The sequence below is a fragment of the Butyrivibrio sp. LB2008 genome, from assembly GCF_000621565.1.
Taxonomy (GTDB): Bacteria; Bacillota; Clostridia; order Lachnospirales; family Lachnospiraceae; genus Butyrivibrio.
This window is the reverse complement of the sequence record NZ_KK211306.1, coordinates 399,036-424,019: the sequence shown is the minus strand read 5'-3', so window position 1 is coordinate 424,019 and position 24,984 is coordinate 399,036. Positions and strand designations below refer to the sequence as shown.

General features: G+C 37.9%; 21 protein-coding genes and 1 tRNA gene. 21 read left to right on the top strand and 1 reads right to left on the bottom strand.

The features are described 5' to 3' along the window. Positions 1 to 306 precede the first annotated feature (306 nt). The 5 genes from T356_RS0114450 to T356_RS0114430 all read left to right on the top strand — a co-directional run bounded on the left by T356_RS0114450 (position 307) and on the right by T356_RS0114430 (position 5,629). On the top strand, positions 307 to 1,641 hold the full coding sequence (locus T356_RS0114450) for a replication-associated recombination protein A (RefSeq protein ID WP_026515098.1): 1,335 nt from the start codon (positions 307 to 309) through the stop codon (positions 1,639 to 1,641). Next, entirely contained in the window at positions 1,641 to 3,473 is a 1,833-nt protein-coding gene (locus T356_RS0114445) for a DUF5722 domain-containing protein (RefSeq protein ID WP_026515097.1), read from the top strand. Before T356_RS0114450 ends, T356_RS0114445 begins: the two co-directional genes overlap by 1 nt. A 19-nt stretch (positions 3,474 to 3,492) precedes the next feature. Beyond that, positions 3,493 to 4,641 (top strand): NAD(P)-dependent malic enzyme, encoded by a 1,149-nt coding sequence (locus T356_RS0114440; protein WP_026515096.1) that lies wholly within the window; start codon positions 3,493 to 3,495, stop codon positions 4,639 to 4,641. 46 nt (positions 4,642 to 4,687) lie between these two features. After that, the gene (locus tag T356_RS0114435) at positions 4,688 to 5,206 is read left to right on the top strand and encodes a DUF4364 family protein (protein ID WP_026515095.1); all 519 of its coding nucleotides are present in this window, start codon (positions 4,688 to 4,690) and stop codon (positions 5,204 to 5,206) included. A 350-nt stretch (positions 5,207 to 5,556) separates the two neighbouring features. Beyond that, a tRNA-Thr gene (locus T356_RS0114430) sits at positions 5,557 to 5,629 on the top strand. A 433-nt stretch (positions 5,630 to 6,062) separates the two neighbouring features. Here the strand turns inward: T356_RS0114430 and T356_RS0114425 are convergent. After that, complete coding sequence (locus tag T356_RS0114425; RefSeq protein WP_026515094.1) at positions 6,063 to 7,004, bottom strand: SH3 domain-containing protein; 942 nt, start codon at positions 7,002 to 7,004, stop codon at positions 6,063 to 6,065. A gap of 147 nt (positions 7,005 to 7,151) precedes the next feature. Between T356_RS0114425 and glmS the strand changes: the two genes are divergently transcribed. The 16 genes from glmS to T356_RS0114335 all read left to right on the top strand — a co-directional run bounded on the left by glmS (position 7,152) and on the right by T356_RS0114335 (position 24,983). After that, positions 7,152 to 8,975 (top strand): glutamine--fructose-6-phosphate transaminase (isomerizing), encoded by a 1,824-nt coding sequence (gene glmS, locus T356_RS0114420; protein WP_026515093.1) that lies wholly within the window; start codon positions 7,152 to 7,154, stop codon positions 8,973 to 8,975. Between the two features lie 155 nt (positions 8,976 to 9,130). Further along, complete coding sequence (locus tag T356_RS0114415; protein ID WP_026515092.1) at positions 9,131 to 10,531, top strand: MATE family efflux transporter; 1,401 nt, start codon at positions 9,131 to 9,133, stop codon at positions 10,529 to 10,531. Between the two features lie 27 nt (positions 10,532 to 10,558). Beyond that, the gene (locus T356_RS0114410) at positions 10,559 to 12,286 is read left to right on the top strand and encodes an ABC transporter ATP-binding protein (protein WP_026515091.1); all 1,728 of its coding nucleotides are present in this window, start codon (positions 10,559 to 10,561) and stop codon (positions 12,284 to 12,286) included. 420 nt (positions 12,287 to 12,706) lie between these two features. Beyond that, positions 12,707 to 13,429 carry a LytR/AlgR family response regulator transcription factor gene (locus T356_RS0114405; RefSeq protein WP_026515090.1) on the top strand — a complete coding sequence of 241 codons (723 nt, stop codon included), beginning with the start codon at positions 12,707 to 12,709 and terminating at the stop codon, positions 13,427 to 13,429. After that, a complete protein-coding gene (locus T356_RS0114400; RefSeq protein ID WP_026515089.1) occupies positions 13,426 to 14,727 on the top strand; it encodes a sensor histidine kinase in 1,302 nt (433 codons plus the stop codon). Before T356_RS0114405 ends, T356_RS0114400 begins: the two co-directional genes overlap by 4 nt. Before the next feature lie 190 nt (positions 14,728 to 14,917). Beyond that, positions 14,918 to 17,149: a peptidase domain-containing ABC transporter gene (locus T356_RS0114395; RefSeq protein WP_026515088.1), complete on the top strand. Its 2,232-nt coding sequence runs from the start codon at positions 14,918 to 14,920 to the stop codon at positions 17,147 to 17,149. 148 nt (positions 17,150 to 17,297) lie between these two features. After that, on the top strand, positions 17,298 to 17,672 hold the full coding sequence (locus tag T356_RS0114390) for a hypothetical protein (protein WP_026515087.1): 375 nt from the start codon (positions 17,298 to 17,300) through the stop codon (positions 17,670 to 17,672). A gap of 358 nt (positions 17,673 to 18,030) precedes the next feature. Beyond that, positions 18,031 to 18,507 (top strand): hypothetical protein, encoded by a 477-nt coding sequence (locus T356_RS0114385; protein WP_026515086.1) that lies wholly within the window; start codon positions 18,031 to 18,033, stop codon positions 18,505 to 18,507. A 13-nt stretch (positions 18,508 to 18,520) separates the two neighbouring features. Continuing rightward, positions 18,521 to 19,651 carry an HlyD family secretion protein gene (locus T356_RS0114380; RefSeq protein ID WP_026515085.1) on the top strand — a complete coding sequence of 377 codons (1,131 nt, stop codon included), beginning with the start codon at positions 18,521 to 18,523 and terminating at the stop codon, positions 19,649 to 19,651. A 328-nt stretch (positions 19,652 to 19,979) separates the two neighbouring features. After that, positions 19,980 to 21,803 (top strand): Ig-like domain-containing protein, encoded by a 1,824-nt coding sequence (locus T356_RS19610; protein WP_197020923.1) that lies wholly within the window; start codon positions 19,980 to 19,982, stop codon positions 21,801 to 21,803. 103 nt (positions 21,804 to 21,906) lie between these two features. Next, positions 21,907 to 22,107 (top strand): hypothetical protein, encoded by a 201-nt coding sequence (locus T356_RS0114360; RefSeq protein WP_026515083.1) that lies wholly within the window; start codon positions 21,907 to 21,909, stop codon positions 22,105 to 22,107. Positions 22,108 to 22,165: 58 nt separating this feature from the next. Next, a complete protein-coding gene (locus T356_RS0114355; RefSeq protein ID WP_026515082.1) occupies positions 22,166 to 22,858 on the top strand; it encodes a hypothetical protein in 693 nt (230 codons plus the stop codon). 106 nt (positions 22,859 to 22,964) lie between these two features. Continuing rightward, entirely contained in the window at positions 22,965 to 23,642 is a 678-nt protein-coding gene (locus T356_RS0114350; RefSeq protein ID WP_026515081.1) for a hypothetical protein, read from the top strand. An 8-nt stretch (positions 23,643 to 23,650) separates the two neighbouring features. Continuing rightward, positions 23,651 to 24,349, top strand: coding sequence for a hypothetical protein (locus T356_RS0114345; protein WP_026515080.1), 699 nt, complete (start codon positions 23,651 to 23,653; stop codon positions 24,347 to 24,349). 138 nt (positions 24,350 to 24,487) lie between these two features. Next, positions 24,488 to 24,784, top strand: coding sequence for a BrnT family toxin (locus T356_RS0114340; protein WP_242846619.1), 297 nt, complete (start codon positions 24,488 to 24,490; stop codon positions 24,782 to 24,784). Beyond that, positions 24,768 to 24,983: a BrnA antitoxin family protein gene (locus T356_RS0114335; RefSeq protein ID WP_026515078.1), complete on the top strand. Its 216-nt coding sequence runs from the start codon at positions 24,768 to 24,770 to the stop codon at positions 24,981 to 24,983. Before T356_RS0114340 ends, T356_RS0114335 begins: the two co-directional genes overlap by 17 nt. Position 24,984 lies beyond the last annotated feature (1 nt).

Genomic DNA, 24,984 nt, shown 5'->3' with positions numbered 1-24,984 from the left:
AAATTTTTTTAAAATGCCGTCAAAAGCTCGTTTTGTAAATTGGGTATGGAAATATGGTATAGACAACTGAACGGGTCTTTGTGCTCGTCGGTACTTAAATCCTGTCTTTTAGGATTTTAGTACCGCTACGAGCACAATGAAGCGAAAGCGTCCCTGAAGTTGCCTATACCATATTTCCATACCCTTTCACCAACCACGGCGCTTTTGACTTTTTCAAAATAATGTTACTAAATGGAGATATCTGTGTATAGATAATTTTTTCGTAGCTTTATTTTTTGGGGGAAAAATAGTAAAATCTTAAATGTTATGGATTTGTTTGAGTATATGCGTGAAAACAACATGGATAAAGAGTCTCCGCTTGCCGCAAGAATGCGCCCAAGAACCTTGGATGAGGTGGTTGGACAGCAGCATATCATTGCTAAAGACAAGCTTCTTTATCGTGCGATTCAGGCAGATAAATTAAGTTCCATAATCCTGTACGGACCCCCCGGAACCGGAAAGACTACGCTTGCTAAAGTTATCGCGGGTACCACGAAAGCTGAGTTTACCCAGATAAATGCTACTATAGCGGGCAAAAAAGATATGGAAGAAGTCGTAAACAAGGCTAAGGATAACCTTGGAATGTACGGAAAGAAGACCATTCTTTTTATAGATGAGATTCACAGATTCAATAAGGGGCAGCAGGACTACCTTCTTCCGTTTGTTGAGGACGGGACTGTGATCCTTATCGGTGCAACTACGGAAAATCCTTACTTTGAGGTGAACGGGGCTCTTATTTCAAGGTCGGTCGTGTTTGAGCTCAAACCGCTTACGGTTGAAGATATCAAAGTTCTTTTAAACCGCGCCGTTACTGATAAAGAGAGGGGGATGGGCGGTTATAATGCTGTTCTTGAACCTGAGGCTGCAGATTTTCTTGCAGATCTTTCTGACGGAGATGCAAGACATGCTCTTAATGCCATTGAACTTGGCGTTATGACAACAGAGCGAAGCAGCGACGGACTCATTCACATAACCAAAGAAGTTGCGGAAGAGTGCATACAGAGGAAGGTTGCCAGATATGATAAGGACGGCGACAACCACTATGACACCATATCGGCGTTTATAAAGAGTATGAGAGGTTCGGATCCGGATGCCGCAGTTTATTATCTTGCAAGAATGCTTGATGCCGGAGAAGACCCTAAATTCATAGTAAGGCGAATGATGGTATGCGCTTCGGAAGATGTCGGAAACGCAGATCCGCAAGCATTGCAGGTGGCAGTTGCAGCTTCACTTGCAGTTGAGAGACTTGGAATGCCGGAAGCCAGGATAACGCTGTCTCAGGCGGCAAGTTATATTGCTACGGCACCTAAGAGTAACGCCGCTTATCTTGCGATAGAGAAGGCGCAGAGCACACTCAGGGAAACAGGGAATCTTCCTATTCCTTCGCACCTTCAGGATGCACATTACAAATCAGCAGCTAAGCTTGGACATGGAATTGGATACAAGTATGCTCATGATTATCCGGATCATTATGTAGAACAACAGTATTTGCCTTATGAACTTAACGGCAAGGAATTTTATAATCCGACAGGAAACGGATATGAGCTCAAGATAAAGGAACATATGAAGAAGTTGAAAAATAGAACGAAAAAGGAAGATTGATGAAGAAAAAAAAGCGCAAGATGCGAACCGGGCGGGGAGGAAAAAGAAATCAAAGAATCCGGCGAAACAGAAGACTGATAGTTCTTACAGGAATAGTTACAGCCGCTGCGCTTGTTTATTTTACTGTTATAATTGTTGGCTTAATAAAGAACCTGCATGGAAGGAGTTCTTTGTCGGAATCAGGTCCGTATGTTAAGGCGACCAAACTGGCAAATGAAACACCTCAAAATGTAAGTAAGGAGCTAAATGTCAATCCGGACATTATAAATCATATAATCGGAGCAGGCAGAAGAGTTTCAGAGGCTCTTTCGCAGAGACCTGAAACCGTTGAACTTACCCCTGAGAATACGGCAGAATTTGCAAGCATAAACAATTGTGCCATTGTAGATGGGGAAAAAATACAGATAGAAGCAACTTCTAACGGAATACCGGGAAGTGATGACAAATATTATTATCTTTTTGAACAGGCAACTTATGAGGATGAGATTGCTGAGGGTGCAGAGCCTATAGAAAAGACATATAAGGGAGAGGAAGCTTCGTTTAAGCTTAATCTCAAGAAGGAGTCCGCTGATACGCGATTATTTTCCAAATTTTCAATCGCGGTAAAAAAAGATGACAGTTATATTATTGTAAGTCATCCCAAATACATAAATAATCCCAATGCCTGCGCAAGACATAATTACAGTGGAATGAAGCACAGGTCTATAAAGGGGATCCTGCCTCATCCGCTTAGACTTTCCGAATTGCCGGATCTTGGGGTTAATTATTGCTCTTATAATATTCCTCTTTCGCATATTCTTACGACTTCCGGCGGAATAGAGTATGAATATTGCGGAGTTAAATATCATTTTAATTCACAGATTATGAATGATTATGATAATCTGTTTAAGAAGCTCAATGATATGGGGATAGATATAGCCGCTATCATATTAAATGATGCGAATCCCTCCACATATCCCGAGATCACGCATCCAAATGCCAGAAGCGGATCGTCGGCACCTTATTATATGTTTAATGCGTCCGATGAAGGCGGTGTCAAGGCACTTGCGGCAATAGGAAGTTTTTTGGCAGGAAGATATTCGGGAACAGGGCATGGCAATGTCAGCATGTGGATCATTGCAAATGAGGTTAATGCCAGAAAAGAATACAATTACATGGCCAATACCGATGTGAATACTTATACAGCGGCATTTACAAGAGCTTTCAGAGTCTTTTACAATGCTATAATGTCTGAGAATGCCGGAGCAAAGGTTTATATACCTATCGACCAGCGCTGGACATATAATACGGAAAAAACAGGCGATTATGACGCTAAGGATGTTCTTGATATTTTTTCCTCGTCGATAGCGAAATACGGCAATATAGACTGGGGACTTGCTGCTCATCCGTATTCTTTTCCGAACGGAAATACAGCATTTTGGAATGCTTCAAAATATGTAAATCATACAGAAACAACACCTACTATCACGATGGATAACATCGAGGTGCTTACGAATTATATGCAGAAAGACTCCATGAGGGATAATTCCGGCAATGTGCGCTCAATAATATTGAGTGAGATAGGCTATTCGTCCACATCCGGAGAAGACGTACAGGCAGCGGCATTTGCTTATGCTTATACCAAGATGGAGAAAAACGGTTACATAGATGCGCTCATGTTCTCAAGACAGGTTGATGCGCAGGATGAGATATCGGCATTGGGGCTTGCGCTCGGACTTGAGAATACAGGTGGAGGGCACAAGAAGATATATGATGTCTTTAAATACATTGATACGGACAGACGAAAAGAATTTGTTTCGTTTGCTTACAGTATAGTTGGAAAAGAGTTTTGATCAAGAGAGGAGCAATATTATGACTAACGCTGAAAAAGCACTTAAAATGCATGAGGAATGGCAGGGGAAGCTTGAGACACTTTCAAAAGCTGAAGTGAAATCAAAAGAGGACCTTGCGATAGCATATACACCAGGAGTTGCAGAACCTTGTAAGCTCATAGCAGAGGACAAGGAGCTTGCTTACAAGTACACGATAAAGTCAAATACTATCGCTGTTGTTTCGGACGGAAGTGCGGTTCTCGGACTTGGCAATATCGGACCATATGCAGCTATGCCTGTTATGGAAGGAAAAGCAGTTCTTTTTAAGGAGTTTGGAGGCGTTAATGCAGTGCCTATCTGCCTGGATACTCAGGACACAGAAGAGATAATTAAGGCAGTTACATATCTTGCACCCGGATTTGGCGGAATCAACCTTGAGGATATTTCCGCGCCCAGATGTTTTGAGATTGAAGAGAGATTAAAAGAGATTCTTGATATCCCGGTATTCCATGATGACCAGCACGGAACGGCAATCGTAGTTCTTGCAGGTGTTATCAACGGACTTAAGGTTGTAGGCAAGAAGAAAGAAGACTGTAAGGTTGTTGTAAATGGTGCGGGAAGCGCCGGAATAGCTATCACAAAGCTTCTTCTTCGCTATGGATTCAAGAAAGTAATTATGTGCGATAAATCCGGAATTCTCAGTAAGTCATCACCCGATCTTAACTGGATGCAGGAAAAGATGATGGATGTGACAAATCCCGATCAGGAGAACGGAACTCTTGCAGATGCTCTTAAAGGAGCAGACGTATTTGTCGGAGTTTCAGCTCCCGGAATCGTGACAAAAGAAATGGCTCAGGGAATGAACAAGGATGCGATTATGTTCGCTATGGCAAATCCCGTTCCCGAGATCATGCCCGATGTTGCAAAAGAAGCAGGAGTAAGGGTTATAGGAACAGGAAGAAGTGACTTCCCCAACCAGGTTAATAACGTTCTTGTATTCCCCGGAATCTTCCGCGGCGCACTGGAAGGAAGAGCTAAGCAGATTACAGAAGAGATGAAGCTTGCGGCTGCAACTGCACTTGCAGGACTTATCCCGGATGATGAGCTTAACGATGAGAATATCCTTCCTGCAGCTTTTGATGAGAGAGTAGCGGATGTCATTTCAGCGGCAGTAAAAGCTCACATCTGAGAATGTGATATTGCACCGGTAATACTTATTTTTTGGAGGCAACATTGTGAGCTCACGGTATCTTACTTTATACAAAATGATTGTTCTGTACATGCTAAAGCGCTGCGAAGTGCCTCTTAGCAAGTCGCAGATCTATGACTTTATATTGGAAAAAGAATATACAACATTTTTGACGCTTCAGGAAGTATTTGCTGAGCTTGTTTCGTCTGAACTTATTGTTGAAAAAACTGTGGTGAACAGAACTTTTCTTGAAATCACCGCTGAAGGAGAAGAGACGCTCAAGTTTTTTGGCGATAGGATAAATCCTGCAATAAAGCAGCAGGCCGATGAGTTCCTAAAGGCAAACAGTCTGAAGTTCAGAAATGAGTCATCGATAGTCGGCGATTACAGCAAGACCGGAGACAAGGAGTATACTACGCACCTTGTAGCCATAGAGAACGGAAAGAGTATAATCGATATCGCAATTCCTGTCCCAACAGAAGAGATTGCCCAGGCAATATGCGATAAATGGCAAAAAAAGAACGAAGAGATCTACAGATACCTTATCGATGAATTGATGATGTGAAATACTGCGGGGGGCTTCACCATGTGGCTATAAGGTGGATTTTCTCGCGGTTACAGATGTTGATATTCAAGGCAATAAAAAACTGAACTTTTCATTCTTCGCTCCAAAACTCGCCCATAGATGGGCTCAGACAGTTGGAGCGAGGGCAGAATGAAAAGTTCAGTTTTTTTATTGCTCTTGAATATGGCAACATCTGTAAAGGCTTCGAAAATCCACCTTATAGCCACATGGTGAAGGGTGCAGTACTTCATGTTCATTGAGCTTCTTATTATACACTCCTTATTACTATATATTCTGATTGACACCGTTATTTATGATTGTTATAATAAACATCGTGCTTTAGGGCATGCGCTGTTGTAGCACAGTCGGTAGTGCGTCGCATTGGTAGTGCGGAGGTCACGGGTTCGATTCCCGTCAGCAGCTTAGAGTAGGAAATCAGCAGTTATGCGGAATGATGTTTCAGAACCGCATGGTTGCTGATTTTTTTGTTTGAGAAGAAAAAAACTATGTGGATTTTTAGGGGAGATGAGGCTATTCATTGTGGAAATGTGCATGCCTGCGGCGTCACCGTAAGGATATAAGGCGGATTTTCGCAGCATTTACATATGTTGCCATATTCAAGAGCGTAAAAAGGCTTCTTAATTCATTCTGTCCTCGCTCCAACTGTTTGAGCCCATATTTATGGGCGAGTTTTGGAGCGAAGAATGAATTAAGAAGCCTTTTTATGCCTTGAATATCAACATATGCAACCCTGCGAAAATCCGCCTTATATCCTTACGGTGACTCACAGCCCCCCGCACTTTCGCACATGTGCATCAGAAAAGGCTGCCACAAATGTGACAGCCTTCATTAAGCTTTATGCATCGATTACTGACATGTAGTAGGAGTAGAGACTCTTGTAGGTTGAGTTGTTGTAGTGGAGTCCGTCCCCTGTTGAGAAGCCGTTCTGCTTCAAATAAGAATAGCCATCAATCCAGGTGATTCTGGGATCAAGCTGAGACTTAAGCTTTGCATTGAAACGTTCTATCTGGTCATTGGAAACTGTCTTGCAGTTCTTTACCGGAGTAACGGCTGCGTAGTAAACCTTGATTCCGGCAGCAGTCCATGCATCAATATTGCTGTTTACAAGTTTGATGTATTTGGATGCATTTGCAAGATCGTTTACACCGAAGTTGATGATCATTGTGGTGCCGTTTCCTGCGTAATTGGGAATCTGAGGAAGAGCACTGTTCTTGAACCAACTGTAGCCTTCACCAACCTTGGCTACATATGCTTTGTCGGTTGAGCCGACAGCAGTTTTCATCTGAACTGTTCTTGAATCGCCGACAAAAAGAAAAGGCACTCCGGGGATTGCTGTAGATACATATTCCTTGCTGACATATCCCAATCCGTCTTTATATGCTACTTCATACCAACCGTTGCCTGTTTCGCCCGATACTTTAATAGGGGTTCCCCATGCGAGCTTTCCGATTTTTTCAAATTCTGTTCCTGCACCGCTTCTTACGTTCACGGTAGCTGTTGCGTACATATCCGCAGGAGCTTCATACGGTACAACAGCAGTTGGATCAACTTGCTCTTCAGGAAGGATAACCTGATCTGAAGATCCTGCAGTGGATGCTTCAGTATTTTCCGGCATGATCGAAACTGCCTGTGTTGCAGCGATAATCGAATCCTCGGTAGCTGAGATATCAATCTCACCCGTTGCCATTCCTGCTCCGCAGACTGCCAGCGAAGTTGCAAAAAGTACACCTGTTACCAATATTAAGTTTTTCTTTTTTAAATTCTTTATACTAATCATAATTCCTTGAAATTTTACATGACTGAGGCCGCGATGTCAAATTTGACTAAAAAGCAACAAACTTTTATAATAAGGCATTGGCTTTTATAGTGCTTGTATAAGTACTTTATTATAAGAAAAAAGAGATTAAAGTTGATTGGAGAGGTTATGTGCGGAATTATTGGTTATATAGGTAAAAAGAGCACAAAGGATATCTTACTTGATTCATTGGAGCTTTTGGAATATAGAGGATATGACAGTGCGGGTGTAGCACTTTTTCCCGAGGGAGCAAACGGACCTGTTGTAAATAAGGTTGCAGGAAGAGTTTCCAAGTTAAGAGAAGTATGTGCCGGTCTTACAGATGAGGCTTGTGCCGGAATAGGACATACACGTTGGGCTACACATGGTGGAGTCAGTGATGAGAATGCTCATCCTCATCAGAATGGAAGAATTACACTTGTACATAATGGAATTATCGAGAATTACAAGGAACTCGTAAAAGAGTACGATCTTAAGGGCAAGCTTATTTCAGAGACAGATACTGAAGTAGCTGCAGCAGTTTTGAATTGCTTGTATGACGGAGATCCTGAGAAGGCATTGAGAGAGCTTGTTTCTAAACTTAAGGGAACATTTGCTTTTGCGGTTCTTTTCGCAGATCAGCCGGGTAAGATATATGCGATCAGAAATGTTAGCCCTATCGTTGTTGCAATGACTGAGCACGGAGCACTGCTTGCCTCTGACGTTGCAGCGCTTGGCGTACATGCAAAGGAATACGCATTCCTTCCCGAATATCAGGTTGCATGTCTTTCAGCTAAGGGAATTGTTGTTCACGATGAGAAGAGACATGAGGTTCCTCTTCAGCTCATGACTATCGACTGGGATACAAGTCGTGGCGGCAAGGGCGGATACGCATTCTATATGGAAAAAGAGATCCATGAGCAGCCCGATGCCATTAAGGATACAATCGCACCTCACATCGTCAACGGAAAAATATCTTTTGAAGCAGAGGGAATTCCCAATTCCTTCTTCAGAGAGAATCAGAATATTGTGGTTATCGCATGTGGAACAGCTATGCATGCAGGCCTTATAGGTCAGCAGCTTTTCCATTCACTTGCAAATATGCACACTGATGTTGCGGTAGCTTCTGAATTTACATACAACGATCCGGTTATTAAGCCCGGTACTCTTGTTATAGCTGTATCACAGTCAGGTGAGACCGTAGATACCATCGAGGCTATCAAGTATGCCAGAAAGAAGGGGGCGAAGGTCCTTTCTATAGTCAATGTAAAGGGCTCAACAATTGCAGATATCAGTGATTACTGCATTTATACTCACGCAGGCCCTGAGATCGCGGTTGCAAGTACCAAGGCTTTCACAAGCCAGTTATCTGTTTTCTATCTTCTTGCAATTCATGCGGCAAGACTTAACGGACTTGTTTCAGAAGAAGAGGTTAGCGAGTATTTGAATGAACTTCAGAGAGTTCCTGAAGTTATTGAACAGATTTTAGAGAAAAAAGAATTCGTAAAGAAGATGACAAGCAAGTTTCTCCTTGCAGAGAATGCATTCATGATCGGTAGAGGACTTGATTATTCACTTCTTCTTGAAGGTTCGCTGAAACTTAAAGAAATTTCATATGTTCATTCGGAAGCATACGCATCAGGTGAGCTTAAACATGGAACAATTGCTCTTATTACAGACGGAATACCTGTAGTGGCACTTGTTACTCAGAGTGCACTTGCATCAAAGGAATACTCCAATATCAGAGAGGTTCAATCACGTGGTGCAAGTATGATACTTATCACAAGAGAATCTCTTTATAAGGATATGAATATCCCTGAGGATGATACATTTATTCTTCCCGAGATGGATGATAAGTTCATGCCGTTCCCTGCAGCTGTAGTTATGCAGCTCATAGCTTATTACACATCATATACAAAGGGATTTGATGTTGATAAGCCAAGGAACCTTGCTAAGGTTGTTACGGTTGAGTAATTGATAAAAGCTACGATAATGCCTGAAATATAGGCGTTTTCCAATGTTATTTGCATGAGAGAGTTTTGGCGATTTATATACAAATTTGTATTAGAATTGCCAAAACTTTTTTACGTTATTTTTTGTTCTTATTGAGTGGACGAGGTTAAATTATTATGTACGGAATATTAAAGGAGAAAAGAAGCTTATTCGGAGAAGCTTCTTTTTACAGAAATGCACTAAAGATCGCGGTACCTATCATGCTTCAGCAGCTTATTCAGAACATGGTATCGCTTATTGACAATTTCATGGTATCCGGGCTTGGCGATGTCTCTATGTCCGGAGTTAACGTTGCAGGTCAGATACTGTTTATTTTCATGGTATTCATCAATACCATCTGCATGTCGGGAGGAATATTCCTCACACAGTTCTTCGGGGCAAAAGACAAGGCAGGAATGCAGCAGGCATTTATATTCAAGATTTTTATGGGACTTTCTGCTTTTATACCATATTTTCTGGTTTGCAGAGTTTTCCCGAGACAGGTCTTGTCGCTTATGCTCATAGGAAATACCCAGGCTCCGTTTATCCTTGATGAGGCGGTTAAGTATATCCACATTATGTTCTGGATGGGGCTTCCGATGACCTTCTCTGTCTGTATAGCGACATCATTAAGAGATATGGGAAGAGTAAAGGCACCGCTTGTTGTCACTGTAATCGCTACGCTTACAAATACTACGTTTAATTACCTTCTTATCTACGGAAACTTCGGCTTCCCGGCACTTGGAGTAAGAGGCGCGGCTGTTGCGACTGTTATAGCAAGAACACTTGAATTTGTTATCTTTGCCGGCATATATATCAAGGTGAAACCTGATTTTGCCATTGCATTAAAGGACGGCGTTAAAGTTGATTTCCGTCTCTTTGGAGAGATATTGAGAAAAGGAGCGCTTATGCTCTTTTGTGAGATGACATGGGTATTGTCGGAGACTGTAAATACTGCTATCTTTAACAGCAGAGGCGGTGCGGAAGTAGTATCGGGAATGGCTGCAGGTTTTGCTATCGCAAATCTCTTCTTCGTAGCATTTGGTGGAATTTATTCTGCTACAAGTGTCATTATGGGTAAGACACTCGGAGAAGGCAAGCTTGAAGAAGCGCGCAGGCAAAAGAGCTGGCTCTTGTCCGGAGCATTTGCCTTTGGCTGTGTAATGACGCTTGTTGGCTTTGTGACTACGCTTATAGTACCTGTAGTATACGGAAGGCTTAGCGACGGCGCTATAGACATATGCAGAAGGATGGTTATCGTTCTGTCAATATTTATGCCTATATGGGTATATATCAACGCTCAGCAGGCTGTTGCAAGATCGGGCGGCGATACCAAGATGGGAGCGTACGGAGATGCGTTGGTTACTTTGATTGTACTTATTCCTATGATCCTTATCCTTGGCAAATACACGGATATAGGTCCTATAGAGCTCTTTATATGTGTAAAGCTTGTTGATTTTATCAAGATCACTATTTTTCATTTCTGGCTTAAGAAAGAGCGCTGGCTCAATAATCTGGCTATAGGACACGCAGAGTAAATTACGTAAAAAGAGGAATTAGACATCATGGATCTTATCAAGAAATTTATACCATATTACAAACCATATATCGGAGTATTCTTGTTTGACTTGTTCTGCGCAACGGTTCTTTCGGTAATAGACCTCGTTTTTCCGCAGTTCATAAGGATACTCAGAGAGACGCTGTTTCTTGAAGAACCTGAGATCATAATGAAAAGAATCTGGATCATCGGACTAATGCTGCTTGTCTTATATTTCATCAGATTCCTGTGCAGGTGGTACGTGACCTACTGGGGACACATGATGGGCGCCAAGATGGAATCCGGCATGCGAAAAGAGCTCTTTGAGAGGTTTGAAGCATTTTCTTTTTCATATTATGACACACACAATACGGGCGAGATGATGAGTAAGCTGGTATCGGATTTATTCGACATATCCGAGCTTGCACACCACGGCCCCGAGAATATATTTATCTCTTTTGTAAAAATAGTCGGTTCCTTCATACTTCTGATGCGCATAAACGTGCCCATGACGCTGTGTCTTGTGTCTGTCGTGCTCGTTATGGCAGTATTCTCCGTAAGCCGTAACAGGAAGATGAGAGCTACGTTTTCAGATAACAGGAAGAAGGTTGCCGGCATCAACTCATCCCTTCAGGATACACTCGGCGGAATCAAGGTCGTGAAGTCCTTTACCGGAGAGGAGATTGAGGAAAAGAAATTCGACAAAAGTAACCTCGCTTTCCTTGAGTCAAAGAAGGACAATTACAAGCAGATGGCGCTTTTCCATTCGGGAAATAACTTCTTTGAGGGACTGTTGTTTGTAACTGTTATTGTGGCCGGCGGCGTTTTTATCGCCAAAGGACAGATGACGGTTGAAGATATGGCAATCTATGCACTCTACATCAATATATTCATCAATCCGGTCAACGTACTTGTTGAGTTTACGGAGCAGCTCCAGAAAGGTCTTGCTGGATTTGGAAGATTCTGCGAGGTTATGGAGACACAACCCGAGATTGTTGATAAGGAAGGGGCAAAAGAGCTTACACATGTTGAAGGTGTTATTGATTATGAGGACGTTTCTTTTGCCTACGGTGAGGAAGACAGCGTTCTTGACCATATCAGTCTACATGTTGATAAGGGCAAAAATATTGCTATTGTAGGCCCTTCAGGAGGCGGAAAGACAACACTTTGTTCACTGCTTCCAAGATTCTACGATGTAACGGGCGGAAGCGTTAAAATAGACGGAGTTGACATTCGTGACGTAACACAGAGATCACTCAGATCGTTTATAGGAATTGTGCAACAGGACGTGTATCTCTTTAACGGCACGGTTCGCGAGAACGTCGCTTACGGAAAGCCTGATGCCACAATGGATGAGATAAGGGAAGCTGCTGAAAAAGCAGATCTTACGGGCTTTATAAACACCCTGTCAGATGGATTTGACACGCTTGTCGGTGAAAGAGGAGCAAGACTGTCAGGTGGCCAGAAACAGAGAATTGCCATCGCAAGAGTGTTCCTTAAGAACCCTCCGATACTTATCCTCGACGAGGCAACGAGTGCACTCGACAACGAGAGCGAGAGATACGTTCAGGACAGCCTTGAAAAGCTCTCAGTCGGAAGAACAACGATAACGATTGCCCACAGACTTTCCACAATCCTTGGCGCCGACGAGATTATCGTTCTTGGAAGTAACGGCATAGAAGAACGCGGAACCCACAAGGAACTTCTAAAGACCGGCGGATTGTATGAGAAGTACTACAGGATGCAGTTTGAATGAAGGGAATTGAAGGTCGAATTGAATAGAGGTTAAGGTTACTTGAAAAATAAACTTTGGCGATTTATAAGCATTTTTTAGCGTATAAATCGCCAAAGTTATATTTTTTTGACCGAGTTTGGCGATTTATAGATGGAAAATGCCTATTAAGGATTGCTATTTCCAAAAATAAGTTCAAGAATATCATATTGATACATGAATGAATACCTCCTTTTTGTTTTGCGATGACAGATTGCATTATATTACAATTCGATTAGCTACGATTATATCATTGAGTAAACTACGGTTATCTTGAGTGTATGGAAATGTGATTATAGATAATTGATTTTAAAACCATGATAAGACAGAAGTGTTATATAGGAATATTTATGATATAATCTTTAAAAAATGTAGCTATTTACTTGAATATAGGGGGATTACACGATGGATATAGGTACATTCAATATTGCAATATGTGATGATGATAGAGAGTTGCACAACGAAATAATCGGGTTATGCAACTCATTTTTTATTGATAAAAATGTAAGTTATAAGGTCTACTCATATTATTCGGGAGAAGAAATTTTAAAGGAAACTGACAGGCATATAGATCTTGTGTTTCTGGATATTGAGATGGGTGAAATCGACGGATTGTCTGTGATGGAAGAAATAGAAAAGATGCCCAATGTTTTAAATATAGTATTTGTATCAAGTCATCATGAATTTGCCGGAGATGCATATGGATATAAGACATTAGGGTTCATTCAAAAGCCGATAAAGGAGATTGATTTTAATGCAAGGCTTCAAAAGGTTTATAAGAGGGTGATATCTGATTCATTGGTGGTTTTTTCGGATAATTGTGGCGACTATCATCTTCGCAAGTCGGATATTATATATCTTAAAGCGGATTCAAATTATTGTGATATATACACTATACAAAAGAAAATTGTTACTTCTTATACATTGAAAAAGTGTGAAAACATCCTCGGAGGTATGCCATTTCTTCGCGTGCATAGATCATATCTTATTAATGTAAATAAGATATCAAATTTATCCGGTGCTTATATTAACTTGATAACAAAAGAAAGCATACCGATTGGAAAAAGTTATAAAGATACTGCTCTAAGAAGTTATAGACAATATTTGTATGAGGGGATGCGTATATGAAGGATTTTTTATGGGCTGCAGCATATAGTTTTTTAGATTTATTGAAATACTTTTCCTTTTTTCTTATTGCATTTAACTTTCCAATATACAAGAAGAAAATATCTGTTCCGATTTATTTTACATTCTCGTTGTTATGTTGCCTTTTATATTTTGAAATCAGTGGAGGGGATAGATGGCTTAGTGGAATTCCTAATCTTTGCTCCATTTTTTTTGTGGTGTTAATAAAGAAAGGCAAAAGGGGTAAGGGCCTTATATATATGGCAGTGTCTTGGGTGGTTATGGATTTACTATCAACATTGGCTAAAATGTTTTTTTATGCCATGTTTGAAGATAAATGTTATTTATGCGGGGCACTTGTAGGAAGACCTCTTTGGGATAAGGTATTGGTTTTAATTGCTCCTATGATTTATCTTTTTTTTATGAATATTATTATAAAAAAGAAGGTAAATTATTACCTTTCTACTTCACAATTAGGAGTGATTTTTTCAAGCTTTATTGGAGGACTTTTTATAATTCCTGCACTATGGGAAATGGTGAGAAGAAATGAGTATGATCAAAAGGCTTACATTAATATATCTTTTGCAATGCTGGGATTATTGTTTCTTTTTATTATAGTAATGGTATGGCAAAGTTTTGTTGTAAAGAAAAATAACAAGATGAAGCAAGACGAGATTAAGTATCAGTATATGTTAAAAGCTCAATCAGATTATTTTGACGGACTAAAGAAAGATCAGGAAAAAGTGCGAAAATTTAGGCATGATGCCCGTGCGCATATTACAGCTTTACAAAAATACCTTGATGAAGGCAATATTGAAAAAATGCAGGAGTATCTGGCTAGCATGAAAAAACAGGTTGAAATAGACAAAGCTAAGAAATATACCTGCAACATGGCTACTGATGCAGTGATTAACGATCAGGCAAATGTGATGAAAGACAAAAACATAAAGTTTCAATATGAGGGATGTCCCAAAATCAGAGAGGACATAAGCGATTATGATCTCTGCACGATTTTTTACAATCTTTTAAAAAATGCTGTAGAAGGGTGTGAAAAAGTAGAAGCTGATGAAAAAGGCATAGATGTTAAGGTTTCAAATAGCGGAGAGCAGCTTTTGATTAGGGTGGAAAATGATACGATAATGAAAGATAAAATCATTGATGGAGATATGTTTACTACAAAAAAAGATATTAAGAATCATGGCTTTGGTATGAAGAGTGTAAGAGCTGTAGTAAATAAATACAATGGATTTTATAGTAATAAAATTGAAGATGGTAAATTCGTAGCCTTTATAGCGCTATGATTGATTTTTTGAAACTTCGGTGGTGAAAAGCCGGAGTTTTTTCGTTTACTCAAGATACCGCGTGTTCACTCAAGATACATTGTGAGTGAGGAAATGAACGATTATCATTAATTATTGTTAAGGTTCAAATGAAAAGGAAATATAAAACGTACCGGGATTAAATAAAATAATCGAAGGATAGAATTGTGGCATGAGATACACATTTGTTAAACAGCATGATTATACGGACTGTGCTGCGGCTTGCATGGCAATGGTTTGCTTACATTACAAGAAAGAAACAACCATTACGCGACTTCGTGATATGATGGGCACTGATCTCAAAGGAACAAATCTTATCGGACTATCAAAATGCGCGGAAAAACTTGGATTCATGACACAGGCAGTAAAAGTCGACAAAGAAGGATTTTTAAGTGAATTTTCTTTGCCGTGTATTGCAAATATTATCACAAAAGAAGGTTTGTCACATTTTGTGGTTATCTTTAAAAAAGATAATAAACATATAGTGATTGGTGATCCGGCAAAGGATTTAGAACGTGTTGAAATTGATACCTTCTATGAGAAATTTACAGGAGCGTTACTTCTGCTAAAACCTAACAGTGAATTTGAGTCCGGAAAGGTAAAAGGCGTCAATATATTTGATCGCTATATTAAGCTTATGCTTCCACAAAAGAAGCTGTTTATATATGCTTTTTTGGCATCGGCGCTTGTGACACTCTTAGGAATAGTATCATCTTTGTTTAATAATGTTATCTATGACGAAATCCTGACGTACCAGCAGAAGGATGCATTAAAGATTATGCTTGTAGTCTTTCTTGGGATATCGTTTACTTCGACAGTGCTTGGATTTATCAGACAGTGGATCTTGCTACATCTATCAATTAAGATAGATATCCCTCTTATGCTGGGATATTTCGAACATATATATAAGCTTCCGATGAAATTCTTTTCTACAAGAAAAACGGGAGATATAACGACGCGATTTTCTGATGCGTTTACTATAAAAAATATTTTTACCGGAATAGCATTATCGCTGATTATGGATATATCAATGGCACTTATGTCCGGTGTCATCCTGTTCCGGATGAATTCACAGCTTTTTTCCATCATTTTATTTATGACAGTTGTCAGTATTATATTGGTTTTTATTTTTAAGCAACCGTACAAGAAGATTAATGAAGAGCAAATGCAGCAGGCATCGGTTCTCAATTCAGAGATTATTGAGGGGCTTCGTGCTGTAGAAACAATAAAGGGAAATGCAAATGAGGATACCGAGCTTGAGAGCATAGAAAAAGAGTATATAAAATCTCTTAGAATTGGCTACAAAGAATCCATGCTTTCAAATGTACAGGGAACTATTTCGAGTATCATATCGGGAATGGGAAATATTGTTTTATTGTATGTTGGAATCAGCTCGGTAATTAATAACGAACTTACACTTGGAAGCTATATGGCATTTATGACGCTCTCAGGGTATTTTATGAATCCGATAAGCAATCTTGTGGGGCTCCAGTTACAGATTCAAGAAGCGAATATTTCCATGAAGAGATTGTCGGAAATTCTGGATTATGAGAGGGAAGAAAAAGAAGATGAACAGCAAGAAATAACAAGTGTAGACGGAGATATTGAAATAAAGAATCTTACATTCAGATATGGTAATAGAAAACCGGCTTTGGACAATATCAGCTTTACGATTCCGAAAGGACAGAAGGTTGCATTGGTTGGGGCAAGCGGTAGCGGGAAGTCGACTATAGCTAAGTTGTTACTGCGCTATTATGAACCTGAGAACGGTGAAATCACAATAGATGGTGCCGATATAAGCGAATATTCAAATTCATCACTTAGGAAGGCTATTTCTTATGTTCCGCAGAATATAGAGTTGTTCTCAAAAAGCATATATGACAATATACGTGTCAGCAGAATGAACGCAACTCTTGAAGAGGTAAAAGAAGCTGCTAAAAAGGCGGATGCTCATGAATTTATAAAAAAACTTCCAATGCAATATCATACATATCTTGAGGAGGCTGGAAACGGACTTAGCGGAGGTGAAAAACAAAGAATTGCATTAGCAAGAGCGTTCCTTAAAGATAATAAGTTTTATATTATGGATGAGTCTACAAGTAATTTGGATTTTGCTACGGAAAACATTATTTTTGACATGATCTATAACAAGTTCAAGAAGAAGACGATGCTTATCATTGCGCATAGACTGGCTACCGTGAAGAATTGCGATAAGATAATTGTTTTGGATAAGGGACAGATAATTGAGCAGGGAAATCATGAAGAACTTCTAAAGCTTAAAGGCAGATACTGGGAACTTTGGGAGATGCAACAGGGTAACTTTGTCATAAATGATAAAAATGAAAAAAGAGAAAGGTATGAGTATGAGATAGAGGAAAGAGTTGATGAACTTGTATACACATGATTTTTTTATGTTGGGTATCGACATACATTCGGTGTTATCTTCACAGTGGAGCAAATAGGCCTAAGTTATGCCGTATGCATGTTCTGATATATTAGGTGAATTCAGTCGCGAATGAATGAACCAAAATAAAAAAAGAGAGGTGAAAAAAATGAATTGTTGTGTAGACAAAGCTATCAATATGCCACTTAACTATGTTCTTATGGATGAAGAGGAAAGACAATATGTTAATGGTGGATGGTGTGTAGATGTTAATGTATGGGGATATAATGTTTATTTAACGCATCAAGAGAGAAAAATGGTAACAGGAGCACAAACAGTTGCGGGTCTTGTTGCGGCATTAACAAGCTTAGGAGTTGGAGCTGCAATTGTTGGGGCAGTTGCTACAATAATAGGTAATCAGGATGAAGGGTATGGAGTTAGAATAAGATTGAATGGACTAGTTAATCCAGTTGCAACAGGTGTATTTAGTCTTTCAAGTACTGATGAGAAGAATATAGCAAGTCGTAATACAATTATATTCTAATTAGTCTAAGCTAATCTCTTGGCAATTTATTGTTGAGAGATTAGCTTGTGAAAAAGTAATACTTCTTAAAACTATTGGAAATATGAGTCAAGAACAATATTAGATGATAAGGAGAAAAAATATAAAAATGGATCTTATATATAGGATTTCTGTGTTGTTTTTTACAGTAATAATTTTGATTGCAAATCATATGGAGAGTAGATTATTTTGTAATATTGGGGGAATTAGTATAATAGTTATTTCGTTAGTGTATTCTGTATTGAAAAAAAGAAAGAATTGATTCATAAGTATGTTCATTGTGTTAAGGAGTTTATAGGGGGAATGTGAAAAAAATTAAATAGGTAATGGGAGAAAAATGATGAATATTATAAATGTTGAAGAAAACAAAACGCTCAAATTACAAAATGTCCTTTCTTGTAAGATGGACTTTTCAGAGATAAATACAGGCTCGTTTGATAATGAGATTAATAAGATGAATGTTTTTATTTCTACACACGGAGCCAAACAGATTGGACCATTGATTCAGTATTCAAGTTTCGAGATGAAGCAGAATGGTGAGGCGGATGTAGATTTGCAGTTCATGCTTCAAAGCGATAATTATATCAATAATGTTAAGGCACCGTATAGGATGGAGTCAGTGCTTCGAGTAAAAAATTGTCTTTTTGCCAGATATACAGGCGAAGAAAAGTCGATTAAGTATGCTTATGACAAACTCGGAGTGTATGCTTTTGAAAATGAAATTGAATTAGAAGGTGCAAGCTACACTGTGTTTGTAAATAGAGATGAAGAAGTAATCAGTGCGGATATTTTTATGCCAATAAAAACAGAAGAGTAAGGCGTTAATGTAAATGGAAAAAAACATAAAAACGATTGATGAATTTAGAGATTCACGAATATTGTATGATAAAGAGCCACCTGCTTTTGGCTATATGATTATTATTTTGATTGCGATAATCTGTATCGCTGCAATCATTTGGAGTATTCGTACACCAAAGACATATGTAATACAAGCTTCAGGCACGATAACAAGTGAAATGTCCAATTTTGTTATGTGTACATACACGGGAGAAATAACAGATTGCAATTTATCGGAAGGAATGCTGGTAAAGGATGGCGATGAGTTATTCAAAGTAAAAAGTACTGACTATAATATTCAGGCACAGCAGTTAGAACTTAGCAAAAAATCATACGAAGAGAAAATTGAGAAAAATCAATTGCTTGTAAAATCAATAAAGGATGATACTAATTATTTTAGCGATAGTGATCCTGGTGATGTTCTTTTTTACAGTGCATATGAATCGTATAAGTCACAATTAAAGCAAAACGTGATTGATGCAAGTATTTACGATAAATATGACTACTCGGAAGATCAAATTGAAGCTGAGCTTGAAAAGAATGAAGGCAAGATTTCTCAGATTTATTATGATGCAATTTCTTCTGCAGAGAGAACAATCTCTGATGCAAAACAGCAGATAGAAGCAATAGATGCACAGATTTCTGCAATAGGCTCCGGACAAAGCGAGTACACTGTTAAGGCGAATGCTACAGGAAGAATTCACCTGCTTGCAGATTATAAGGACGGAATGGTGGTTCAAACTACTCAAACGGTTGCAAGCATTACTCCGGCAAATACTGCCAGTATTTTGGAAGCATTTGTATCTACATCAGATATGGCAAGAATACATGTAGGAGATGAGGTACAGATTGTGATTGATGGCCTTGCACAGAATGTATATGGAACAATAAGCGGAGTGGTTAAGCAAATTGATAGCAACGTATCGAGTAGAGAAGGTAAAGAAGGTAGTGTAAATCAGGTGTTTAAGATTCTTGTCGAAATGGATAGTGACTATGTGGTTAGCAGAAGTGGGGATAAAGTGGATGTTGTTAATGGAATGACAGGCATATGTAGAGTGACCTATGATAAAGTGACATATTTTAATTATGCATTAGAAAAACTAGGGGTGAAAATCAGAAAATAAGATGAAAGAAGTTTACATATATTTATGAGGGTAAAAATATGAAGATTATTCGTATAATCGGGATAGTGGATTCAGTGTTACTGATAGTTGCAGGTATTTTATATTTTTTCAATATCAGTTTTTCGCATTATGCTTTGCCTTTGCTACTTTTGATTTTGATAATATGTGCAGGTTTACGTAAACACCTGGAAAAAAATATACTGGATGAGAAAAAGTGATGAAAAGACAACTTTGTAAGCATTGTATGACTATTGTAGTTACAGGTATTTTTCTTAGTATTATTTTTAATGTTTGTACACCGTTAGTATATGCAGTAGAAGAGACGGAGTTGATAAAAGAGGATGAGAACAATTCACAAGATAATAGAGTAGAGTATGAAATAGAAGAAGCGGCAGATAATGTTGAAAAAGTTACAGAGCCAGCAAATCAATATCCTGAGCAAAAAGATATTCTTACAGAGAAAAAGAAGCAAGAAACAGTAATAGAACCGGTGAAAGAAATTCAGACCGAGGAAAAGGAAGCGGAAGAGGAATCGGAAAAAGTAGCTAAGAAAGATGAGCCCCAAATTCAGATAAAAGTAACAGAGATTGATTTGGGAAATTATAATACACAGATGTCTGTTGGCGAGAAACAACTTCTGATGGTAGGAATATTGCCCTTAAGTGCATCGGATCAACCGGTTACGTATTACTCTGATAATCAGTCAGTAGCTTCTGTAAATGGATTTGGTAGGATAACTGCTGTCTCGGAGGGAACAGCAACAATTACTGCGACTTGTGGAGATATAAGCAGTTCGTTCCGGTTGACGGTAAAGAATGTTGAAAGAGAAGAGGTTGCTGAAGCTGAGGTAAGGGAGATTGATCTTGGTGAATATAAAACAGAAATGACTGAAGGTGAAAAACAATTATTATCGGTTAGCATTTTGCCTACAGGTGCAATGGGAAGAAAAATTTCTTACAGTTCAAGTGATCAATCGGTTGCTTCAGTAAACGGATTTGGTAGGATTCATGCTTTAGCTGAAGGTATAACAACTATTACGGTAAAATGTGGAGAAAAAGAGAATTCTTTTCAATTGAAAGTAAAGAAGAAAAAGCCTGTTACTATTGAAATTTCAGATTATGAAGAAAAGCTTAAAGTGGGAGATGTGATGAGGATATTAGCAAAAGTATATCCTAGTGATACCATTGGAGCGGAGATTGAATATGAATCATCGGATGAGGCGATTGCAACTGTTAATTCATCCGGAGAAGTGAAAGGAATTTCTAAAGGAAAAGTAACTATAAAGGTTTCTGCATGTGGAGTTACAGAAAATGTGAAGTTGGATGTTGTGGTTGCTACAAAGAAGATTGAGCTGGAAAACGATTATTATATATTAAAGCCCAGACAGAGTGGGAAAATAAAAGCTACAGTTTTTCCTGATGATGCTACTCAAGAGATTACGTTTAAAGCATTAGATCCATCGATCGCAAGCGTATCTGAGGATGGAAATATCATCGCCAAAAAAATAGGTAATACTTCAATAATAGTATCAAATGGTGATGTTTCTATATCGGCTACGGTTATCGTCAATACTTCAGGGGGGAAGACGGAGGAAGGGATAGTTGATGCAAACTTTTATGGACAGAAAAAGATTGAGAATATATATTACAGTAAGATCGTAAAACAGTCAGAATGTCCTAAAATAAGCAGTGAACTTCTTAGATATATATATGAAAACGGAAAAAGCATATGTGTTTTGGGAGCAGGATACACTATAAAAATCGATGGAGACAAGATTCTCAATTATGAAAATGAGTTTTCGACAAGTATTGTAATGAATATCAATAAATACGGTGATTGTGAGTTTACAGTAAATGATGGTAATAATCTTTGCGGAGAAATAGTTGTTTCATTTGATTCTGAAATAGCTGAAAAGTATAGCTTAAATGGAAAGAAATTGTATCTGTATAATGAAGCAAAGAATAAATATGAGAAAATCTATTTTGACAGCTTAGACAGTATTTCTATTACAAAAGCCGGTAAGTATATGTTTTCTGATGGAAAGAAAAGGGCAAAGAATAATTATTTAACTATGGGATTTGGTGGTACAAGCTTCATTTTTGTTTTGCTAGGAATATATGTTGGTGTGAAGAAGCAATACTGGTTTTGGTGAATTGTAAGATTGGCCTGAGTGCGGTGAAATACTTTAATGACAATCTTATGTGGGTAAAAAAGAAGTATATTGGCAGTTTTGAAAAATACGAGGAGGAGTCACAGTGAAAAAAGCGAGAATAATTATTGCTTTTGCAAGTTATTTATTAGGCTGTGTGCCTATTCTGTTTATCTTATATACGGTTGGTTTTATGGATACTCCTATTAGAATATTGAAGGCAGTATTATTCAGTTTGTTATTTCCAAGTGTAATATGTTTTTTTGCAGGGATGGCTGGAAAATTGGCAAAAAATAAAACATTTTAAATAAGATTGCGGTGTCATATTTGGACCATATACTTCGATATATGGAGGATTATTGTGTATGCTTGAGAATATAAAGGGGAATAAAATTACTAAAGTTTTAATTTGGGTAGCGGCATTGCTAGTGGGAATATATGTTATAAGGCTGATAGTTGCTTTTATAATTGTGTCTATTGGTTTTTTAGGTGGAGCTCATGAAGAAGTTTCAGATATAGCTGATTATGATAAAGCAAAACTTGTTGAAGATAATTGGGATGATATGGATTCATTGTTTTTGATCTTTCCTGATAATACTTTAAAAATTGAAAAGGGAAATTTTAATTCGGATGTGAAATCAGATTTGATCAGCTCTTATGGATATATGATTCTTGAGGCATGTTATGAAGAAACTGATTATTTGTCAGAAGTAGAACGAATTTCTACGATTAGTTATGATTTGAAGAGTGTTTACTTAGGCAATGAGGAACATAAAATACAAAAAATCAAATACGATGATACAATGTATAATTATCCTGCGTATATAGCGTGTGACGGATATTGCGGTGGCTATGAATATGCGCTTCTTGATGAAAATGATAATAGAATTATATATATTCATCTTAGTTATCCCGTTTTAGATGAATTACAAGATTATAGTGATTATCTTAAGGTTGACAAGGCGAGCTATAAGCAATTAGAAAAGACTTCAAAAGAAAATTTTACGATATATGCGTATAAATTTCATGAAGGGTCTATCGCAGAGTGTAGCTATTAGCTTTGAGATGACCAAAAGGCTCGCTTTATAGTAGATTAACACATAGACAGTATTAGCTGTTGCGACTGAATTTTGATTGTGGTAGGGATGAGGGGGATAGCTATATATGTCTAAAAATAAAGTACAAAAAAATGCGCAAAGTGGAAAAATAAACCTTTCAATGAAAAGAATATTAAAAATTTCTTTAGTTGCTTTATTTTGTGGCATGATAATATATTTTGTTGTCCTTCCTCTGATACCCTTTTTTTTATTTTGGATACAGTTTAAATTTGCCGGGATTGAAGTTAATACAGATATTACGAAATATGAGGAGTATATTGGGCAAAATGCAAAGGATAAATTTATCAGCAAACATAGTGTAGATGAGGCGATTTTTCCCAAAAATATAACTTCGGATATGAATACGCTCGAGTATAAGATGACATATTATGATCCTTGGGAAGAACAATTTTTGTCATATCTGACAGTTCGATATTCTGAGGATAGGTACAAATTGGAAAAGGAGCGGCTTCAGAAACTGGGAATTGATGAATATAAAGGATTTTATTGCGCGGAGAATGAGCCGAATAATTATGATCTACGTGCCTTGGAGGCGGATTATAATGGCGGATTTGTTTATGCCTTGACTCCGGAAGAGCAGGATAATACGGTTACATATGTTGAGATAATATTTGCTCCGTATTTTCTTGATTTGAATGTGGAAGAATATATTCCCAAGAAGTACCTTTTAGAAGGATTGGATGTTTCTAAAAATAATGAGTATCGTAAAGCTCATTTAAATTGAGGAAAAAGATGCGTGAACTACTTATTGTAGGTGAGTTTTTATTTGATCTGTCCATTTTGGCAATGGAAATAGCTGCTCATGCAAATATTTCAGATTATCGAGTTGCTATGATATTTATAGTACTGGTTGTGGGAATTGGTATTTCCTTTATTCCGAGTTTACTAAGGGAAGCAGGGATAATAAAAAGTACAGTAAAATATATAGATTTTGAGATGATACTTAAGTTTATTATGTGGGCGCAGACGCTGTATCTGGCATACAATTTCTTTCTACTGACAGCGATTATCAATATTATCTGTATTTCTTTTTCTATATTGTGCAAAGTAAAAATTTGTAATGAAGTAAGATCGTTAAATATAAATGTCCTTGATGCGATTAATGGAATGAAAAAGATAGATTCATCATACATGGAACCGCATTATCCGTTTATTATCGGGGATTTCCTTACAATAGCATTTTTAATGTCTTTTCACGAGAATGTGACGGAATTGATCATATCAGAATCAATCTGTGTTACGGTTTTTGGAATAGGTATATTTCGTTTGTGGAAAAAAGAATTTTTGAGCAAAAAAGATATTCTTTGCCTGATTCTTGTTGAGGTATTGATGATTACTTTAGGGGCAATGAACATGCGATTGATTACATGTATATTGTATGCAGAGTTTTGTTCGAGATTTAGGGATGCTCTAAAAAGGATGGCAAATTAAAAAAATGATAAGATCGCTATGGAGTTCAAAATTATAGGATTCTATAGCGCTTTTTATTCATTCTTCAGGTGAGCTTTTGTATTGATATAATTGAAATTACAAAGTAAATATATTATAATTATAGTGAAAATATGATAGATGGTTAAAAGAATGTATTATTTTGATTGGGACGAGAACAAAAACAAAATAAATATTACAAAACATGGAATAAGTTTTGATGAAGCAAGTACAGTATTTTTCGATGAGTGTGCAATATTGTTTGATGATCCTGAACATTCAGAAGATGAAGAAAGATTTCTGTTGTTGGGAATGAGCGAAGAAGCTCATTTGTGCATTGTATGTCACTGCTATAGAGAATCAGATACGGTGATTCGACTGATTTCTGCAAGAAAAGCAACAAGAAAGGAGAGTGAAAGATATGCTAGAGGAATATGATATTGATAATTTAAATCCCAGACCTAATCCGTATGCAAAAGAACTAAAAAAGCAAATTACTATAAAAATCGCACCTACTGTTATAGAGTATTTTAAAAACGAGTCTTCTGAAACGGGTATACCTTATCAAACTTTAATTAATCTGTATTTGGTAGACTGTGTGAATGAAAAGAAAAAACTAAATCTGAGTTGGAAATAAA

Bases quoted from the DNA above. Each gene is read 5' to 3' on its own strand.
- T356_RS0114450 (WP_026515098.1), top strand. From the start codon at position 307: ATGGATTTGTTTGAGTATATGCGTGAAAACAACATGGATAAAGAGTCT.
- T356_RS0114445 (WP_026515097.1), top strand. From the start codon at position 1,641: ATGAAGAAAAAAAAGCGCAAGATGCGAACCGGGCGGGGAGGAAAAAGA.
- T356_RS0114440 (WP_026515096.1), top strand. From the start codon at position 3,493: ATGACTAACGCTGAAAAAGCACTTAAAATGCATGAGGAATGGCAGGGG.
- T356_RS0114425 (WP_026515094.1), bottom strand. From the start codon at position 7,004: ATGATTAGTATAAAGAATTTAAAAAAGAAAAACTTAATATTGGTAACA.
- glmS (WP_026515093.1), top strand. From the start codon at position 7,152: ATGTGCGGAATTATTGGTTATATAGGTAAAAAGAGCACAAAGGATATC.
- T356_RS0114415 (WP_026515092.1), top strand. From the start codon at position 9,131: ATGTACGGAATATTAAAGGAGAAAAGAAGCTTATTCGGAGAAGCTTCT.
- T356_RS0114410 (WP_026515091.1), top strand. From the start codon at position 10,559: ATGGATCTTATCAAGAAATTTATACCATATTACAAACCATATATCGGA.
- T356_RS0114405 (WP_026515090.1), top strand. From the start codon at position 12,707: ATGGATATAGGTACATTCAATATTGCAATATGTGATGATGATAGAGAG.
- T356_RS0114400 (WP_026515089.1), top strand. From the start codon at position 13,426: ATGAAGGATTTTTTATGGGCTGCAGCATATAGTTTTTTAGATTTATTG.
- T356_RS0114395 (WP_026515088.1), top strand. From the start codon at position 14,918: ATGAGATACACATTTGTTAAACAGCATGATTATACGGACTGTGCTGCG.
- T356_RS0114390 (WP_026515087.1), top strand. From the start codon at position 17,298: ATGAATTGTTGTGTAGACAAAGCTATCAATATGCCACTTAACTATGTT.
- T356_RS0114385 (WP_026515086.1), top strand. From the start codon at position 18,031: ATGAATATTATAAATGTTGAAGAAAACAAAACGCTCAAATTACAAAAT.
- T356_RS0114380 (WP_026515085.1), top strand. From the start codon at position 18,521: ATGGAAAAAAACATAAAAACGATTGATGAATTTAGAGATTCACGAATA.
- T356_RS0114355 (WP_026515082.1), top strand. From the start codon at position 22,166: ATGCTTGAGAATATAAAGGGGAATAAAATTACTAAAGTTTTAATTTGG.
- T356_RS0114350 (WP_026515081.1), top strand. From the start codon at position 22,965: ATGTCTAAAAATAAAGTACAAAAAAATGCGCAAAGTGGAAAAATAAAC.
- T356_RS0114345 (WP_026515080.1), top strand. From the start codon at position 23,651: ATGCGTGAACTACTTATTGTAGGTGAGTTTTTATTTGATCTGTCCATT.
- T356_RS0114340 (WP_242846619.1), top strand. From the start codon at position 24,488: ATGGTTAAAAGAATGTATTATTTTGATTGGGACGAGAACAAAAACAAA.
- T356_RS0114335 (WP_026515078.1), top strand. From the start codon at position 24,768: ATGCTAGAGGAATATGATATTGATAATTTAAATCCCAGACCTAATCCG.